Annotated in this window: 16 protein-coding genes; 15 read left to right on the plus strand and 1 reads right to left on the minus strand. The window is 71.6% G+C overall.

What is annotated here, in order from left to right; genetic code table 11:
* Positions 1–88: 88 nt before the first annotated feature.
* A complete protein-coding gene (locus tag JEK78_RS19505; protein WP_200261471.1) occupies positions 89–1,111 on the minus strand; it encodes a LacI family DNA-binding transcriptional regulator in 1,023 nt (340 codons plus the stop codon).
* A gap of 100 nt (positions 1,112–1,211) precedes the next feature.
* On the opposite strand from JEK78_RS19505, the gene JEK78_RS19510 reads away from it, so the two are divergent.
* From JEK78_RS19510 to JEK78_RS19580, 15 genes are all read left to right on the plus strand, one after another.
* Positions 1,212–2,471: an MFS transporter gene (locus JEK78_RS19510; RefSeq protein WP_200261473.1), complete on the plus strand. Its 1,260-nt coding sequence runs from the start codon at positions 1,212–1,214 to the stop codon at positions 2,469–2,471.
* A gap of 9 nt (positions 2,472–2,480) precedes the next feature.
* A complete protein-coding gene (gene pafA, locus JEK78_RS19515) occupies positions 2,481–3,842 on the plus strand; it encodes a Pup--protein ligase (RefSeq protein WP_200261475.1) in 1,362 nt (453 codons plus the stop codon).
* A gap of 149 nt (positions 3,843–3,991) precedes the next feature.
* Positions 3,992–4,990 carry an FKBP-type peptidyl-prolyl cis-trans isomerase gene (locus JEK78_RS19520; protein WP_200261477.1) on the plus strand — a complete coding sequence of 333 codons (999 nt, stop codon included), beginning with the start codon at positions 3,992–3,994 and terminating at the stop codon, positions 4,988–4,990.
* Between the two features lie 61 nt (positions 4,991–5,051).
* On the plus strand, positions 5,052–5,423 hold the full coding sequence (locus JEK78_RS19525; protein ID WP_200261479.1) for an FKBP-type peptidyl-prolyl cis-trans isomerase: 372 nt from the start codon (positions 5,052–5,054) through the stop codon (positions 5,421–5,423).
* 167 nt (positions 5,424–5,590) lie between these two features.
* Entirely contained in the window at positions 5,591–6,544 is a 954-nt protein-coding gene (locus JEK78_RS19530; RefSeq protein ID WP_200264259.1) for a WYL domain-containing protein, read from the plus strand.
* 80 nt (positions 6,545–6,624) lie between these two features.
* Positions 6,625–7,617 carry a WYL domain-containing protein gene (locus JEK78_RS19535; RefSeq protein ID WP_200264260.1) on the plus strand — a complete coding sequence of 331 codons (993 nt, stop codon included), beginning with the start codon at positions 6,625–6,627 and terminating at the stop codon, positions 7,615–7,617.
* Positions 7,618–7,625: 8 nt separating this feature from the next.
* Positions 7,626–7,907 carry a hypothetical protein gene (locus JEK78_RS19540; protein WP_200264261.1) on the plus strand — a complete coding sequence of 94 codons (282 nt, stop codon included), beginning with the start codon at positions 7,626–7,628 and terminating at the stop codon, positions 7,905–7,907.
* A gap of 153 nt (positions 7,908–8,060) precedes the next feature.
* Entirely contained in the window at positions 8,061–8,255 is a 195-nt protein-coding gene (locus JEK78_RS19545) for a hypothetical protein (protein ID WP_200261481.1), read from the plus strand.
* Between the two features lie 227 nt (positions 8,256–8,482).
* Positions 8,483–8,770 (plus strand): Sec-independent protein translocase subunit TatA, encoded by a 288-nt coding sequence (gene tatA / locus JEK78_RS19550; protein ID WP_200261483.1) that lies wholly within the window; start codon positions 8,483–8,485, stop codon positions 8,768–8,770.
* A gap of 48 nt (positions 8,771–8,818) precedes the next feature.
* Positions 8,819–9,763, plus strand: coding sequence for a twin-arginine translocase subunit TatC (gene tatC, locus JEK78_RS19555; protein WP_200261485.1), 945 nt, complete (start codon positions 8,819–8,821; stop codon positions 9,761–9,763).
* Between the two features lie 112 nt (positions 9,764–9,875).
* A complete protein-coding gene (locus JEK78_RS19560; protein WP_200261487.1) occupies positions 9,876–12,680 on the plus strand; it encodes a DEAD/DEAH box helicase in 2,805 nt (934 codons plus the stop codon).
* A 448-nt stretch (positions 12,681–13,128) separates the two neighbouring features.
* Positions 13,129–14,736, plus strand: a complete 1,608-nt coding sequence (locus JEK78_RS19565; protein ID WP_200261489.1) for a sensor histidine kinase — start codon at positions 13,129–13,131, stop codon at positions 14,734–14,736.
* Positions 14,733–15,140 (plus strand): roadblock/LC7 domain-containing protein, encoded by a 408-nt coding sequence (locus JEK78_RS19570; RefSeq protein ID WP_200261490.1) that lies wholly within the window; start codon positions 14,733–14,735, stop codon positions 15,138–15,140. The genes JEK78_RS19565 and JEK78_RS19570 overlap by 4 nt, the downstream gene beginning before the upstream one ends.
* Positions 15,137–15,565, plus strand: a complete 429-nt coding sequence (locus JEK78_RS19575) for a DUF742 domain-containing protein (protein WP_200261491.1) — start codon at positions 15,137–15,139, stop codon at positions 15,563–15,565. The genes JEK78_RS19570 and JEK78_RS19575 overlap by 4 nt, the downstream gene beginning before the upstream one ends.
* Positions 15,546–16,166, plus strand: a complete 621-nt coding sequence (locus tag JEK78_RS19580; protein ID WP_200261492.1) for an ATP/GTP-binding protein — start codon at positions 15,546–15,548, stop codon at positions 16,164–16,166. The genes JEK78_RS19575 and JEK78_RS19580 overlap by 20 nt, the downstream gene beginning before the upstream one ends.
* The last annotated feature ends 161 nt before the right edge of the window (positions 16,167–16,327 follow it).

Here is a 16,327-nt window from a genome sequence, read left to right on the forward strand (position 1 = left end):
CCCGATGGCGACCGGGGCCCGCGCGCGCCGGGCCGCCGACGCGCACGGGCCCACCCGACGCCGGCCCCCGCGCGGCCGGGGCGCGCCATCACGCCGCCGCGCCCCGCGGGGGGCCGGTCGAACCTCGGACGACCAGCTCGACCGGGATGTCCCCACCCTCGGGGACACGGCCGTTCAGGACCGCCAGGAGAGCCTCCATGCCTCGCTCCCCGAACGACTCCGCGTCCAGCCGGACGGTGGTCAGCTCGGGGTCCAGGGCGGTCGCCAGAGCGAGATCGTCCAGTCCGCTGACCGAGACGTCGTCGGGGACGCGCAGGCCGTGGCGCCGCAGGGCCTTGTAGGCCCCCGCGGCGAGCTTGTCGTCGTCGCAGATCACCGCCGTGGGCGGCGGCGCGGGCTCGGCCAACGCGCGTTCCACGGCCCGGCGGGCGCCGTCCATCGAGATGGGGGCGTGCGCGGTGCGCAGCTCGGTTCCCGCCACCCCGGCCAGACGGGCGGACAGCTCGCGGGCACGGATCTCGAAGGTCCATGAGGCCACGTCGGCCGCGAGGTGAAGGAACCGCCGGTGGCCCAGGTCCAGCAGGTGGTCCGCGACCTGCCGGATCCCGTCCGAGATGTCCAGGTTCACGGTGGCCGCCCCCGGACTCCCGCGTGGGTCGCTGTCGAGCATGACGAGCGGGAGCTGGTCGCCCCGGATCGCGGTGAGCGCGTCGGCGGCCATGGAGGAGGCGATGACACCGTCCAGCGCGGCGCGGGCGGAGTGGAAGGGGTCCCGGGCGGGCCCGATGCCTTCCGGTGACGGATAGAGGACCACGCCGAAGCCGTGCTCGGCCGCGACGCGCGCGGCGCCGGTGTACACGCCCGCGAAGAACTCCGTCGTCAGGGCGGGGACGACGAGCAGGACGGTACGGGTGCGACCCAGGCGCAGGTTCCGGGCCGCCAGGTTGGGCCGATAGGCGAGATCCTCCGCGGCCTGGCGCACCCGTCGTGCCGTGGCCTCGGAGACCCGTCCGCGCCACTTGTCGCCGAGGACGAGGGAGACCGCCGTCTGCGACACCCCGGCCGCCTGGGCGACGTCTCGACTCGTCGGGCGTGTGCTGCCGTGTGTCAACGTGGGGAAACTCCTTCGTCTGGACTGCCGAACAGCGGACATGGTACGTATGAGCCCGGAAGTAATACGTATAACGCATGGTCGACGACAGGAGTGCCGCGTGGTCACGGGGTATCTGGAGATCCTCCGGGCGCGGCACGCCGCCAGGCTGCTCGTCGGGACACTGGTGGGGCGGCTGCCGAACGCCACCGCCGCCATCGCCCTGGTGCTGTTCGTGCGGGCGGAGGGCGGGTCCTACAGTCTCGCCGGTGCGCTGGCGGCCGTGTACGGCGTCGCCAACGCCGTGGGGCAGCCGGTCCTCGGGCGCGCCGTCGACCTCCTCGGTCAGCCCCGCGTGCAACTCCCCGCGGCCGTCGTCTCGGCCATGGGCATGTCCGCCTTCGCGCTCCTCGGGATCGGCGACCTCGGCGCGGCCTACGCGTCGGTCACCTTGGCCGGACTGGCGACCCCGCCGCTGGAGGGGGGGCTGCGGGCCCTGTGGCCCAGCGTGCTGCGGCGTGAGGACCAGGTGCACACCGCCTACGCGATGGACGCGGTGGCGCAGGAGGTCATGTACACGGTCGGGCCGTTGTTGGTGACGGTGTGCGTGTCCCTGTGGTCGCCGCAGTCCGCGCTGCTCGTGCTGAGCGCCCTCGGGGTCGTCGGCGCGCTGTCCGTCGTCGTCTCCGCGCCCTCGCGCGCCTGGCGCTCGGCGCCGCGCGAGGCGCACTGGCTCGGTGCGTTGCGTTCCCCCGGTCTGGTGGCCCTGCTGGTGGCGTTCCTCTTCGTGGGCAGCGCCCTGGGGGCCATGACCGTCGCCGCGCTCTCCTACGCGGAGGACCGCGGGGGCGACGTGGTGTACGGCTGGCTCATGGCGGCCGTGGGGCTGGGCGCGCTGCTGGGCGGCCTGGTGTACGGTGCGCGGCCCCGGCTCGGCGAGCCCGCCCGGCGACTGCGCCTGCTGGTGGCGCTGCTGGCGGCCTGTCACCTTCCGCTCGTCCTCGTCCCGGACGTGGTGCCCATGGTGCTGTCCACGGTGCTGGCGGGGGTGTTCCTGGCGCCGGCGATCGCCTGCGCGTTCGTCCTGGTGGACCGGCACGCCCCGGCGGGCACCGTCACGGAGGCGTTCTCCTGGCTGGTGACGACGTTCACCGTGGGCGCCTCGCTGGGCACCGGGCTGGCCGGTCCGGTCGTCGAGGCGGGTGGCGCGCCCTGGGGGTTCGCGCTGCCGGCCGCCGCGGGCGCGGTCTCCTTGCTCGTGCTCGTCGGCACCCGTGGGGTGCTCACGGTCCCGGTCGGACCGGTCCCGTCGGTGCCCCTGCCGGAAAATGATCCGAACCAGGCCCTCGAACCCCGTTTCAGTTCGGTGGATCGGGCGTAATGTTCCTTCATGGACCGCCGCATTTTCGGGCTGGAGAACGAGTACGGCGTCACGTGCACGTTCAGGGGACAGCGCCGCCTGTCGCCTGACGAGGTGGCGCGGTACCTCTTCCGTCGTGTCGTGTCATGGGGCCGCAGCAGCAATGTCTTCCTGCGCAACGGCGCCCGCCTCTACCTGGACGTGGGATCCCACCCGGAGTACGCCACACCGGAGTGCGACAACGTGATCGAGTTGGTCACGCACGACAAGGCCGGCGAGCGCATCCTGGAGGGTCTCCTCGTCGACGCCGAGCGGCGCCTCCACGAGGAGGGAATCGCCGGCGACGTCTACCTCTTCAAGAACAACACCGACTCCGCGGGGAACTCCTACGGCTGCCACGAGAACTACCTCGTCGCCCGCCACGGGGAGTTCTCGCGCCTCGCGGACATCCTCATCCCGTTCCTGGTGACCCGGCAGTTGCTGTGCGGCGCGGGCAAGGTGCTGCAGACACCACGGGGAGCGGTGTACTGCGTCAGCCAGCGAGCCGAGCACATCTGGGAGGGCGTCTCCTCGGCCACCACCCGATCCCGTCCGATCATCAACACCAGGGACGAGCCGCACGCCGACGCCGAGCGCTACCGTCGGCTCCACGTGATCGTGGGCGACTCGAACATGTCGGAGACGACCATGCTCCTCAAGGTCGGTGCCACCGACCTGGTGCTCCGCATGATCGAGGCCGGCACGGTGATGCGCGACCTCACCCTGGAGAATCCGATCCGCGCCATTCGCGAGGTCAGCCACGACATCACCGGGCGTCGCCGGGTGAGGCTCGCCAGTGGTCGCGAGGCCTCGGCGCTGGAGGTGCAGCGCGAGTACTACGAGAAGGCCGTGGACTTCTGCGAGCGGCGCGGCATCCGCACCGGCACCGTGGAGCGTGTGCTGGAGCTGTGGGGGCGCACGCTGGACGCCGTGGAGACGGAGGACCTGGACCGGATCGACACCGAGATCGACTGGGTCATGAAGTACAAGCTGCTGGAGCGCTACCGTGCCAAGCACGACCTGACCATGTCGCACCCGCGGGTCGCCCAGATAGACCTCGCCTACCACGACATCCACCGCCGGCGCGGCCTCTACTACCTCCTGGAACGGAAGGGCCAGGCCGTGCGGGTGTGCGACGACCTGAAGATCTTCGAGGGCAAGTCCGTGCCGCCCCAGACCACTCGGGCCAGGCTCCGCGGCGACTTCATTCGGCGGGCCCAGGAACAGCGCCGCGACTTCACGGTCGACTGGGTGCACCTCAAGCTCAACGACCAGGCGCAGCGGACGGTGCTCTGCAAGGACCCGTTCCGCGCGGTGGACGATCGGGTGGAGAAACTCATCGCCGGCATGTGAGTTCGCGCCAGGCGGGGTGGACGCCTGTTCGGCGAACGCGGGTCCGGATCATCACACGGGCGCCGTACGCGTGCCGTGCGGTGCCCGCACGCGTCGTAGAGTTGCGCGGACACCGTCTCCCCGCACCGATCGATTACGAGGCCTCCACCGTGCGCCGACGCTCACTCCTCATCGCCGTTCCCGCCGGATTGATCACACTCGCCGCCTGCGGGGACGACGGGAACGCGGACACCGCCGGGGACAATCCCTCGCCCTCCGCCCCGGCGACCTCGTCGCCGCCCGCCCCGGAGATCGTGGACGGTCCGCTGCCCGCCATCACCGCGGGCACGGACTTCGGCCAGAAGCCCACGGTGGCCAAGGGCAGCGGGGACCCCTCCGATCGGCTCGCGGTGCGGACGGTCATCGCGGGCAACGGCCGCACGGTCGCCGAGAACGACTACATTCTGGCCGACTACCTGGGACAGGTCTGGTCCACCGCCGAGGTGTTCGACAACTCCTACGACCGCGGCGCGCCGATCGCCATCCAACTGAGTGCCGGCAGCGTCATCGACGGTTGGCGTTACGCGCTCAGCGGCAAGAAGGTCGACAGTCGGGTGGAGTTCTCCGTTCCGCCCACGTGGGGCTACGGTGACCAGGGCAACGAGAACGCGGGCATCGCCGGAGACGACACGCTGGTGTTCGTCGTGGACTTGGTGGACGCCTTCGACGCCGAGAGTTCCGCCGAGGGTACCGAGGTCCCCCAGGACGACGCGGCCCTGCCGCGGGTAGGGACCAACACCGACGGCAAGGCGCCGGCCATCCAAGTCCCGGATGTGGCGCCTCCCGAGGATCTGGTGGCCGACTACATCCTGGAGGGCGACGGGCCCGAGGTCGGCGCCGACGACAACGTGCTGGTCCAGTACGAGGGTGTCCTCTGGGACGGCGGTGAGGTGTTCGACTCGACCTACTCGCGGGGCCAGTTGGCGTCCTTCTCGCTGCAGCAGGTCGTGAAGGGCTGGTCGCAGGGGCTGACGGGCAAGAAGGTCGGCAGTCGGGTCCTCGTCGTCGTGCCGCCCGACCTCGGCTACGGGGACGACCCGCCGCAGGGAAGCGCCATCCAGAAGGACTCCACCCTGGTCTTCTCCGTCGACATCCTGGCGAAGATGTGACGCCCCCGGGATGAAAGACTGGCCGGCGTTGCCCTTCCACAGACGAGCAGGAGCTGAAGACGTGAGCATCGACAAGCCCGAGGTCGACTTCCCTGGTGGCGAGCCCCCGGCGGATCTGGAGATCAAGGACATCTGGGAGGGCGACGGCGAGGTGGCGCGGGCCGGACAGACGGTCACCGTCCACTACGTGGGTGTCGCCTTCAGCACCGGCGAGGAGTTCGACGCCAGTTGGAACCGCGGTACGCCGTTCCGCTTCCCGCTGGGTGGCGGTCGGGTCATCGCGGGCTGGGACCGAGGCGTGCAGGGCATGAGGGTCGGTGGCCGGCGTCAGCTGACCATCCCGGCCCACCTGGCCTACGGTGACCAGAGCCCCACTCCGGCGATCAAGCCCGGAGAGACGTTGATCTTCGTGGTGGACCTTCTGGGCGTCTGATCCGATCCGACGAGAACCATCGGTCGAGGGCTCGTCCCTGTCCGGGTGCGAGCCCTCGACCGGGTCCGGACGGGCCGGAGCGAGCCGGTCGCCGGTGAGGCGGGCGGCGAAGGTCCCACGTTCGAGACGAACCGACCGTGGTCAGCAACACAGGGAGCAGGGTGTCGATGGCGATCGCCAAGGCCGAGCGACTGATGAGCCTGGCGCTGTGCCTGCTCGGGACGCGGCGACCGCTCAGCAAGCACGAGCTTCGCGAGTCCCTGGAGGCCTATCGGGCGGCGGGGTCGGACGAGGGTTTCAACCGGATGTTCGAGCGCGACAAAGACGATCTGCGCGAACTCGGCCTCGTCATCGAGACCGTCGAGAGCCCGGACGGCGACATCGGCTACCTCGCCCGCCGCGACAGCAACCGGCTGCCCCCCATCACCCTGGACGCCGAGGAGGCCGCCGCGCTGGGCCTGGCCGCGAAGGTCTGGCAGCACGCCCGGCTCGCGGGAGCCGCGAGCGGCGCGCTGCAGAAGCTGCGCGCCGCGGGCCTGCCCGAGGGCGTGGACCCCTACGAGCCCCACGGCGCCCTGGAGCCGCGCATCCCCGTGCACGAGGCCGCCTTCGAACCCCTGATGCTCGCCTGCCGGGACCGGCGCCCCGTGGTCTTCGCCTACCGAAAGGCCACCGCCTCGCGCCCGGAGACCCGGCACGTCGAACCCTGGGCTCTGGAGTGCTGGCGCGGTCACTGGTATCTCGCGGGTTTCGACCGGGACCGCGGCGCCGAGCGGGTGTTCCGCCTGTCCCGCATCACCGGGCGGGTGCGCTCACCGGGTGGGCGGTTCGCGGCGTCCGTGCCCGACGTGGTCGCCATCCGCGACACGGTCGAGCGGTGGGCGGGCGAGACGGCGGACCGTTCCGCGGTGATCCGCCTGCGCTCGGGGGCGGGGTACCCGCTGCGTTCCAGGGCCACCCGGGTGCGGGAACTCGACGCGGGATGGGACGAGTTGGAGATCCCGTACGGGCACGGCCTGGACGCCTGGTTGGTGGAGTTCGGTCCGGACGTGGTGGTCCTGGCACCCCCGGAGCTACGGGCCGACGTGACGAACCGGCTGCGTGCCGTGGCCGAGGGCTGAGGGGGAAGGCGGACAGGGTGGCAGGCGGACCGAGCAAGGCGCCGGGCAAGGCGCCGAGCGCCATCGACCAGACCCGGCGGATGCTCTCGCTGGTGACGTACCTCCGGGAACGCCCCGGCGCGCGGATCGAGGACGTGGCACGCGCCTTCGGGATCACGGAGGAGGAACTCGTCTCCGACCTGGACGTGCTGCCGATGTGCGGCACCAGCTTCCGGGGCGGCGACCTGCTCGACATCGACACCGACGGCGAGCGCATCTGGTGGCACAACCCGGCAGCCCTCGGGGCGGACGCGGCCGAGCCCCTTCGTCTCGCCGCCGACGAGGCCACCGCGTTGCTCGTGGCGGCCAGGGCCGTGGCCACGCTCCCCGGCCTGCGTGAGAGCGACCGACAGGCCCTGCTGCGCGCCACCGCCAAGGTCGAGGCGGCGGCGGGGGAGGCGGCCGAGGCGAGCGCGAGGCTCTCCGTCACCTTCGAGTCGGAGGGCGGAGTGTTCGCCGACGTCGACCGGGCGATCTCCGAGCGTCGTCGGCTGTGGATCCGCTACTACTCCCCGGCTCGCGACGAGGTGACCGAGCGGGAGATCGACCCGATCAGGCTGGTGAGCGTGGGCCACACATACGTCGAGGCGTGGTGCCGCCGCTCCGAGGCGCGGCGTACTTTCCGACTGGATCGGGTCGCCGAGATCAAGATCCTGGACGAGCCCTCGGACCCGCCGGCCGTCGAACCGCGCGACCTCTCGGGTGGACTGGTGCAGCCCGCGGCCGAGGATCCGGAGGTCGTGGTCGAGGTGGGGCCCGGCGGCAGGTGGGTCGCCGAGTACTACCCGCACGACAGCGCCGAGGAGCTGTCCGACGGGGGCCTGCGGATCACGCTGAGGGCCCCCGACCCGGCCTCGCTGGGGCGGCTGGCGCTCCGGCTCGGCCGGGACGGCCGGATCGTCGCGCCGACGGCCCTCGCCGACGGGGCGCGGGCCGCCGCGCGCGAGGCCCTCGTGGCCTACGGCGTCGCGGGTTCCCCGTCGCGGGCGACGACAGAAGCGGAGCGGGACGAGGCGGAGGGGCGGGAAGGGTGAGCGGAGGTATGGGGTCCGGGGGGCCGCGCACGGCCGTGGAGACGGCGTTCGCCGGGATGAGGCAGGTCACACCGGTGGTGTTCAAGGCGGGGTGTCCCGACTGCCGGGGACGTTTCGAGTTGGCCGCGAGCGCCCTGCTCCTGGCCGTCGGTGCCAGCAGCCGCACCACGTTCTACTCGTTCACCTGTCCCGAGTGCGGTGCCGCCGTGCGCAAGCCCGCCGGTGAGCGGATCGTCGAACTGCTGACCGGGGGCGGGGTCCGGACCCTCCGGCTGCACTCCGCCCGGTAGGGGCCGATGCCGGGGTGTCCCGGAGGCGCGCGCCCGGGGTGCGACCTCGGCCCCTGGGTCGCGTTCCCGTCCGACGGTCGCGCGGGCCCCGACGCCTCCGTGGGCCTACGGGGCAGGGCGCACCCCGTTCGCCGCGGCACTAGGCTCAAGGCCATGTTCTGGCCGATGTTCGCGGTTTTCCTGGGGTTCGCGGGTCTCGTCGTCGTCGCGGTGCCCGCGGTGGCGGTGTACCTGGCGGTCCGACGGTTGGGAGAGCAGGTGGCCGAGTCCGCGCGCCGTGTCGAGCGAGCCTCGGCGGATCTGGAGCGGGCGGCCTCGGGGGTCGCCCGCTCGGCTCGGGGCGGGTGAGAGCGCCGCCGGTCCGCGCCCGGCTGCCCCCGGGCGCCGCCGGGTACGCTGCTGTCGCGGCCCGAAGCGAGGCCCGGTCGCGGCGAGAGCGGATGCGCGCGTACGCCAGGGGATTGCCTGACGTTTACCCCTTAGCGTTACGATCGCTGCACAACCGGATTGATCGGACGTATGTCCGAGGTCCGGACAGGACTCCACCAGTCGCCTCGGTGAGAAGGAAAAGACCTATGCTCTTCGGAAGGCTCGGACCTGCCGAGATCATTCTCATTCTCGTCGTCATCATTCTGTTGTTCGGCGCCAAGAAGCTTCCGGACATGGCCCGGTCGCTCGGCAAGTCCGCTCGGATTCTCAAGAGCGAGGCCAAGGCGATGAAGGAGGACGGCAAGGCCTCCGCGCCGGCGGACCCGCCGAACCCCGGCGAGCAGCCCCCGGCCCAGCGCACCATCCAGGCGGCCCCCGGGGACGTCACCAGCGCCCGGCCCGTCGCCGAGCCGACGGACACGACGAAGCGCTGACGCCGGGCCGGGTGACCTCCGGCCCGCCGCACGAGATGGGAACGTGGGTTGCTGAAGCCTGCCCGCAACAAGGAGAAGGATCCGCAGGGGCGGATGCCGCTGGCGGAGCACCTCAGAGAGCTGCGCAACCGGCTGGCGAAGGCCCTGCTCGGGGTCGTGGTCGTCGCGGTGGCCGCCGCCTTCTTCTACAACGACATCATCAACTTCATCACCGAGCCGATCCTCGACTCGGTGGGCTGCCGGGAGTCCTTCGCGGAACTGGCCAGGACCGCCGACGAGAAGAGCTGCGCGCAGATCACGATCAATGGTCTGTTGACGCCCTTCACCCTGGCCCTGAAGGTCTCCCTGATGGCCGGTGTGGTGCTGGCCTCGCCGGTCTGGCTCTACCAGCTCTGGGCCTTCGTCGCGCCCGGGCTGCACCGTCACGAACGCAAGTACGCCTACGCCTTCGTCGGCACCGGAGTGCCGCTGTTCCTCGCCGGCGCCTACTTCGCCTACTCGGTGCTGCCGACGACGGCCAAGGTGCTGATCGAGTTCACCCCGTTCGGCGTGGACAACCTCCTCCCGTTGGACGACCTGCTCGACCTCGTGACGCGCATGGTCGTGGTGTTCGGCCTCTCCTTCGAACTGCCGCTGCTGCTGGTGATGCTCAACTTCACCGGGGTCCTCAGCGGACGCCGGATGCTCGGTTGGTGGCGCGGGATGATCCTGGGCATCACCTTGTTCTCGGCCTTCGCCACTCCCAGCACCGACCCGGTGACCATGTTGGCCCTCGCCGTGCCGATCTGGCTCCTGTTCTTCGGGGCCGTCGTCGTGGCGCTCCTCAACGATCGGCGCAGAAAGCGCCGGGAGGAAGCCGGGCCCTCCGACGACGAGGCCTCCGACCTGGATCTCACGCCCGCGCCCATCGGGGAGGTCGAGCCCGCCGCCACCAGGGCCGCGCCCGAGCGGAACGGGAACGACCGGGTCAACGGCTACGACGACGTGACCTGACGCCGACGCGGGCCGGGCAGCCGGCCCGCGTCCGCGCCGTCCGACCGAGCCCCCGTACCACCCGGATATCGATCGTCCGCTGTCGGCCCGGCCCGGTACGCTCGAAGGCACGATGACAGAGGATCTCTCTCCGGCCCAGCGGTACGCGGCGGCCCGCAGGCACACGGCCGAGCGGGCCACCGCCCTCGCCTCCTTCCGCGAGTTGTACGACTTCGAGCTCGATCCCTTCCAGATCGAGGCCTGCCGGGCACTGGAGGCGGGCAAGGGCGTCCTGGTCGCGGCCCCCACAGGTTCGGGCAAGACGATCGTCGGCGAGTTCGCCGTGCACCTCGCCCTTCTCCAGGGCAGGAAGTGCTTCTACACGACGCCGATCAAGGCACTGTCCAACCAGAAGTACGCGGATCTGTGCCGCCGCTACGGAAACGACCGGGTCGGTCTGCTCACCGGCGACAACTCCGTGAACCCAGAGGCCCCGGTGATCGTGATGACCACCGAGGTCCTGCGCAACATGCTCTACGCGGGATCGCGCGCCCTGCTCGGTCTCGGGCACGTCGTGATGGACGAGGTGCACTACCTCTCCGACCGGTTCCGCGGCGCCGTCTGGGAGGAGGTGATCATCCACCTCCCGGAGTCGGTCACCCTGGTCTCGCTCTCGGCGACGGTCTCCAACGCGGAGGAGTTCGGCGACTGGCTCGACACGGTTCGTGGCGACACGGAGGTGGTCGTCTCCGAGCACCGTCCCGTTCCGCTCTTCCAGCACGTCCTGGCCGGACGCCGGATGTACGACCTGTTCGAGGAGGGCGAGGGGCGACGGCGGGCCGTCAACCCGGACCTGACACGCATGGCCCGCCTGGAGGCGAGTCGCCCGTCCTACCAGGACCGTAGGCGGGGCCGGTCCTCGCGCGAGGCCGACCGGGAGCGGGAGCGCAGACAGCGCTCCCGCGTCTGGACTCCGAGCCGACCCGAGGTCGTCGCGCGTCTGGACGGCGAGGGGCTGCTTCCCGCGATCACCTTCATCTTCAGCCGGGCGGGCTGCGAGACGGCCGTCCAGCAGTGTCTGCGTGCCGGGCTGAGACTCAACGACCAGGCCGAGCGCGAGCGGGTCCGCGCTCTGGTGGAGGAGCGCACGGCCACGCTGCCCTCCGAGGACCTGCACGTCCTGGGGTACTACGAGTGGCTGGAGGGCCTCGAACGCGGTCTGGCGGCGCACCACGCCGGCATGTTGCCGACCTTCAAGGAGGTCGTCGAGGAACTGTTCGTCCGAGGTCTGGTCAAGGCGGTCTTCGCCACCGAGACGCTCGCCCTCGGCATCAACATGCCCGCCCGCTCGGTGGTCCTGGAGAAGCTCGTCAAGTGGAACGGCGAGCAGCACGCCGACATCACCCCGGGGGAGTTCACCCAGCTGACCGGCCGGGCCGGCCGTCGGGGCATCGACGTGGAGGGCCACGCCGTGGTGCTGTGGCAGCGCGGCATGAACCCCGAGCACCTCGCGGGTCTGGCCGGGACCCGCACGTATCCGCTGCGTTCCAGCTTCCGCCCCTCGTACAACATGGCGGTCAATCTGGTCTCGCAGTTCGGCCGGCACCGTTCCCGGGAACTCCTGGAGACCTCCTTCGCGCAGTTCCAGGCGGACCGTTCGGTGGTCGGCATCTCCCGGAAGGTCCAACGCAACGAGGAGGGGCTGGAGGGCTACCGGGCGTCCATGACCTGCCACCTCGGTGATTTCGAGGAGTACGCGGGCCTGCGCCGTGAGTTGAAGGACCGCGAGGCGGAGTTGGCCCGCCGGGGCGTCGCGCACCGGCGGGTCGAGGCGACCACCTCGCTGGAGCGGCTCAGGCCCGGCGACGTCATCCACGTCCCCGCCGGCAAGTACGCCGGTCTCGCTCTGGTGTTGGACCCGGGTTTCCCGGCGGGGCGGTCCAACGGCCACCGAGGCCACGAGCACCACGACGGCCCGCGCCCCCTGGTGCTGACCGCCGAGCGTCAGGTCAAGCGGCTCGCGGCGATGGACTTCCCGGTGCCCGTGGAGCCGTTGGAGCGCATGCGGATCCCGAAGGCCTTCAACCCGCGCTCTCCGCAATCGCGCAGGGACCTGGCGTCCGCGTTGCGAGCCAAGGCCGGACACGTCCCGCCCGAGCGACACCGCAAGAGGCGCTCCGAGGCGGCCGACGATCAGGAGATCACCCGCCTGCGGAAGGCACTGCGCGCGCATCCCTGCCACGGGTGCGACGATCGCGAGGACCATGCCCGTTGGGCGGAGCGCTACCATCGCCTGCTCAGGGACACCTCGCAACTGGAGCGCCGGATCGAGGGCAGGACCAACACCGTCGCCCGCACCTTCGACCGGGTGGTCGGCCTCCTGACGGAGCTGGACTACCTCCGTGAGGACGAGGTCACCGAGCACGGTCGACGACTCGCGCGTCTCTACGGAGAGTTGGACCTGTTGGCGAGCGAGTGCCTGCGCGAGCGCGTGTGGGAGGGGCTCGGCCCCGCCGAACTCGCCGCCTGCGTGTCGGCGTTGGTATACGAGTCGCGGGTCTCCGACGACGCGGCGCCGCCCAGGCTCCCCTCCGGGCGGGCGAAGGCGGCGCTCGGCGAGACCGTCCGCATCTGGGGACGGCTGGACGCCTTGGAAGAGGACTTCCGGATCACCCAGAGCGAGGGCGTCGGCCAGCGCGAACCCGACCTCGGCTTCGCATGGGCGGCCTACATGTGGGCGTCGGGCCGAGGCCTGGACGAGGTCCTGCGCGAGGTGGAGATGCCCGCCGGGGACTTCGTCCGCTGGTGCAAGCAGGTCATCGACGTGCTGGGGCAGATCGCCGCCGCGCCCGCCGAGGACTCGACCGTCCCCCGCAGTGCCCGGAGGGCGATCGACGGTCTGCTCCGGGGCGTGGTGGCCTACTCCTCCGTCGCCTAGGGCGGCGCTGGGACCGTCGGGGACAGAGACGGGGCGGTCCGCGATCCCTCGACGTGGGCCCGGGGTGACCGCGTGGTCGTCGGCGGTCCGGGCGGAAGGAGAGCGGCGCGCCGGTCGTACCCCGCGTCGATCCGGGTGAGGCGGTGCCGAGTGCCGCAGGGCGGCGGCGCCGCCATTCCTTTCGGATCCGCGACGCGTGTTCGAGGGGCGTGTGGTGGGGGGACGCGACGAGAATACCGCTGCCGCGCGCCCCGATTCAGGCGGTTCGGCAACATGACGTGCCGATGATCCGCTCGGACTAGGCTCGCCCGCGGCGCGGCGAGTCGCGGTGAATCCGTGTACTTGCTCGCAGGTGTGCCGCGGAGTCCGATCCGTCCTCGGGACACCCCGCCGCGAGCTCCGCCACCCCGGTCGAGCCGTCCCCGCCGATCCGTACGCAGAGGGCCCCATGGTGAGTGTTGCCTCCCCCGCACGCAGCCGCGAACTCCCCTACACGAGAGTGCTCCTGCCCCCCGCGATACTGATGGGGGCCGCGACCGGGGCGGCCGTGGCGGTGGTGGCCGAACCGGCGAGGATCGCCGTGGGTGTCCTCGGCGCTCTCGCCACCCTCCTGGTCACCGTCACGGTCGCCGACGCGGCCCGTCGCGTTCGTGCGCTCCGGATCGGCCAGGCCGCGCGAACCCGCCACGTCGCCGACCTCGAACGCCGGATCTCCCGGAACGACGCGGACCTGTCACGCCTCGGCCGCGAGATCCTCCCCGCGGCCGTCGCCTACCTGCGACAGGGCAACGCGCCACGCGACGTGCTGGCCCGACTGGGCGATCTCGACCCCTCCTACGGCGCGCTCGGCGAGCCTCAGCGCGCCTTGCTCCGCTCCGTCCTCGAACTCGTCGACCTGGAGGACACCGCCTGGGAGGCCTCCCAACGCTCCTTCGTCGACATCGCGCGCCGGGTGCAGGCCATCGTCCACCAGCAGGCCAACGAGCTGCGCGAGATGGAGGAGGACCACGGCCGCAACCCCGAGGTCTTCCACGACCTGCTGCGCATCGACCACGGCAACGCCCTCATCGGTCGGCTCGCCGACTCCATCGCCGTCATCGGCGGCGGCCGGCCCGGCCGGCAGTGGCCCGCTCCGGTCGCGCTGTACAGCGTGCTGCGCGGCGCGATGTCCCGCATCCTGGAGTACCGCCGCATCGATCTGTCCTCCATCGCCAAGATCAGCGTTCGCGGCACCGCCGTCGAACCCGTGATCCATGCCGCGGCCGAGCTGCTCGACAACGCCACCCGCTACTCGCCGCCCAACACCGACGTCCACGTCACGGCCACCGAGGTGCAGACGGGTGTGGCCATCGAGATCGAGGACGCCGGTGTCAACCTGAGCGAGGACGCGCGCACGCGGATCGAGGGAATGCTGGAGAGCGCTCGGCAGGGCACCGACCTGGCGGACATCGCCGGCAACCCGCGCCTCGGCCTCGCCGTCGTCGGCCGGTTGTGCGCCGCGTTCGACATGCGCGTCTCCCTGCGCGCCTCCGCCTACGGCGGTGTGCGCGCCATCCTGGTCGTCCCCCGGGACATGCTCACCGACGACCCCGGCGTGGGCCTCGCGCACGGGATCGGAGCGGCCTCGCTGCCCGCCCAGGGCCCCGACGCGTTGCCGGGCCCACGACGTCGTCCCAAGAAGCGACGACCCACCAGCCCACCCTCCGGGGCTCCGACGCGGGTCTCCGACGACGTCCCCGAGGTCACCGAGTGGACGGCTGGAGGACTTCCCCAACGGCGCAGCAGAGTGCGGACCCCGCTCAGTCGACGGATCGCCGAACAGGCCGCCGACGAGAGGGAGCACGCCCGGCGGGAGGCGCTCACGGACTCCGGTCCGCCCCGCGTCGTCGGTGCGACGACCGACGGCCGAGCGGGCGAGGGGGCGCAGGAGGACCCGCCGGGACTTTGGGTCGAGGCCTTCTGGGAGGGCCTGAAGGGAGAGCCCGATCCGACCGCCTTCACCCAGCCGCCCAATGAGACCCGTGACCGGGCCGACGACGAGGGGGACCCCCAGTGATCCAGCAGCAGGGCCAGTTCGACTGGATGTTGAAGCAGCTCCACGACGGTGTCCCGGGCATCGAGATGATCGTGGTGCTGTCCGCGGACGGTCTTCGGATCGCGCGCTACGCGGGCGATCCGGACGCGGCCGACCGGGTGGCGGCGGCCTGTGCGGGCCTGCAGAGCCTCGCCGGCGCCGTGGCCGAGGAGATCCCCGCGAGCGAGGGCAGGATGAAGCTCGTCATCATCGAGATCGACGGCGGCTACTTCTATCTGATGGCCGCCGGCGCCAACGCCTATCTCGCCGTACTCTCCGACGTCCGCTGCGAGCCGGGCATGATGAGCAACCGCATGCGCGACCTGGTGGCCCGGATCGGCCCGCATCTCACCAGCCCGGCCCGCCGGGAAGGGCAGCCCCGGTGACGCCGTCCCGACGTCGGCGACGACCGGACGGCCCGGAACCCCCTCCCTCGCCCCCCGCCACGTCCTCCGCGGACGTCGCGGCCACGGAGGCCGAGGACACGCGGAACCCGGAGCGTCTCTACGTGATCGGCGACGGGGACGGCGAGCGTACCGGGATCGACCTGGTCACGCTCATCGTGGCGCTTCGCGACACGCCTCCCGCGTCCGCCACGCCCGAGCAAGCGGCTCTGCTCCGCCTCTGCGTCGCGCCGCTCTCCGTCGCGGAGTTGTCGGCCTACCTGGGCCTGCCCTTCGGCGTCGTGACGGTGTTGCTCTCCGACCTGCTCGCGGCGGAGCTGGTACAGGCGCGCTCCCCGGTCGTCCGCCGACAGGTCGCCGACCGATCCCTTCTCGAAGCGGTGATGCATGGACTTCAGAAACTCTGACCCCGTCCCCGGACCTCGCGGACGGGACCGGCTCCCCCCCTCGGCCGAGGCGGCGGTGAAGCTCGTGGTCGTGGGCGGTTTCGGGGTCGGAAAGACCACCATGGTCGGTTCGGTCAGCGAAATCAGGCCGCTGACCACCGAGGAGACCATGACCGAGGCCGGGATCGGGGTCGACGACGACTTCGGCTCCGCGTCCAAGACCGCCACCACGGTCGCCATGGACTTCGGTCGGATCAGCATCACCGACCGGCTGGTGCTGTACCTCTTCGGCACCCCCGGGCAGGAGCGCTTCTGGTTCCTCTGGAACGGGCTGTTCGAAGGCGCGCTCGGCGCCGTGGTGCTGGTGGACACGCGCAGACTGGAGGTCAGTTTCGACGTGATGGGCCGGCTCGAAGAGCGGGGAGTGCCCTTCGTCGTGGCCGTCAACTCCTTTCCCGACGCGCCGTGCTACCCGCTCGCCGAGTTGCGCGCCGCTCTCGACCTGGCCGAGGAGATCCCGATCGTCGAGTGCGACGTGCGCCGCCGGACCTCCAGTCGCGATGTCCTGATGACGCTGATGACCTTCCTTTACTCCCTGGCTTCGACGGGGGTGCCGCGCTGACCGCGCCCCCCGCCCGCGGCTCCCGACCCCGACGCGCCGCCCCCCGGCGGCCGTGTCCGCCGCACCCGCCACCGGCGCGCGAGTCCCCGGGCCGCTCCGGAACGGGGCGGGCGCCCGTCCCCGACCGGCCCGGTAGCCGCGCGCACGGCCTGGCACGACAC

This window comes from Streptomyces sp. HSG2, assembly GCF_016598575.1.
In the GTDB taxonomy this organism is placed as follows: domain Bacteria; phylum Actinomycetota; class Actinomycetes; order Streptomycetales; family Streptomycetaceae; genus Streptomyces.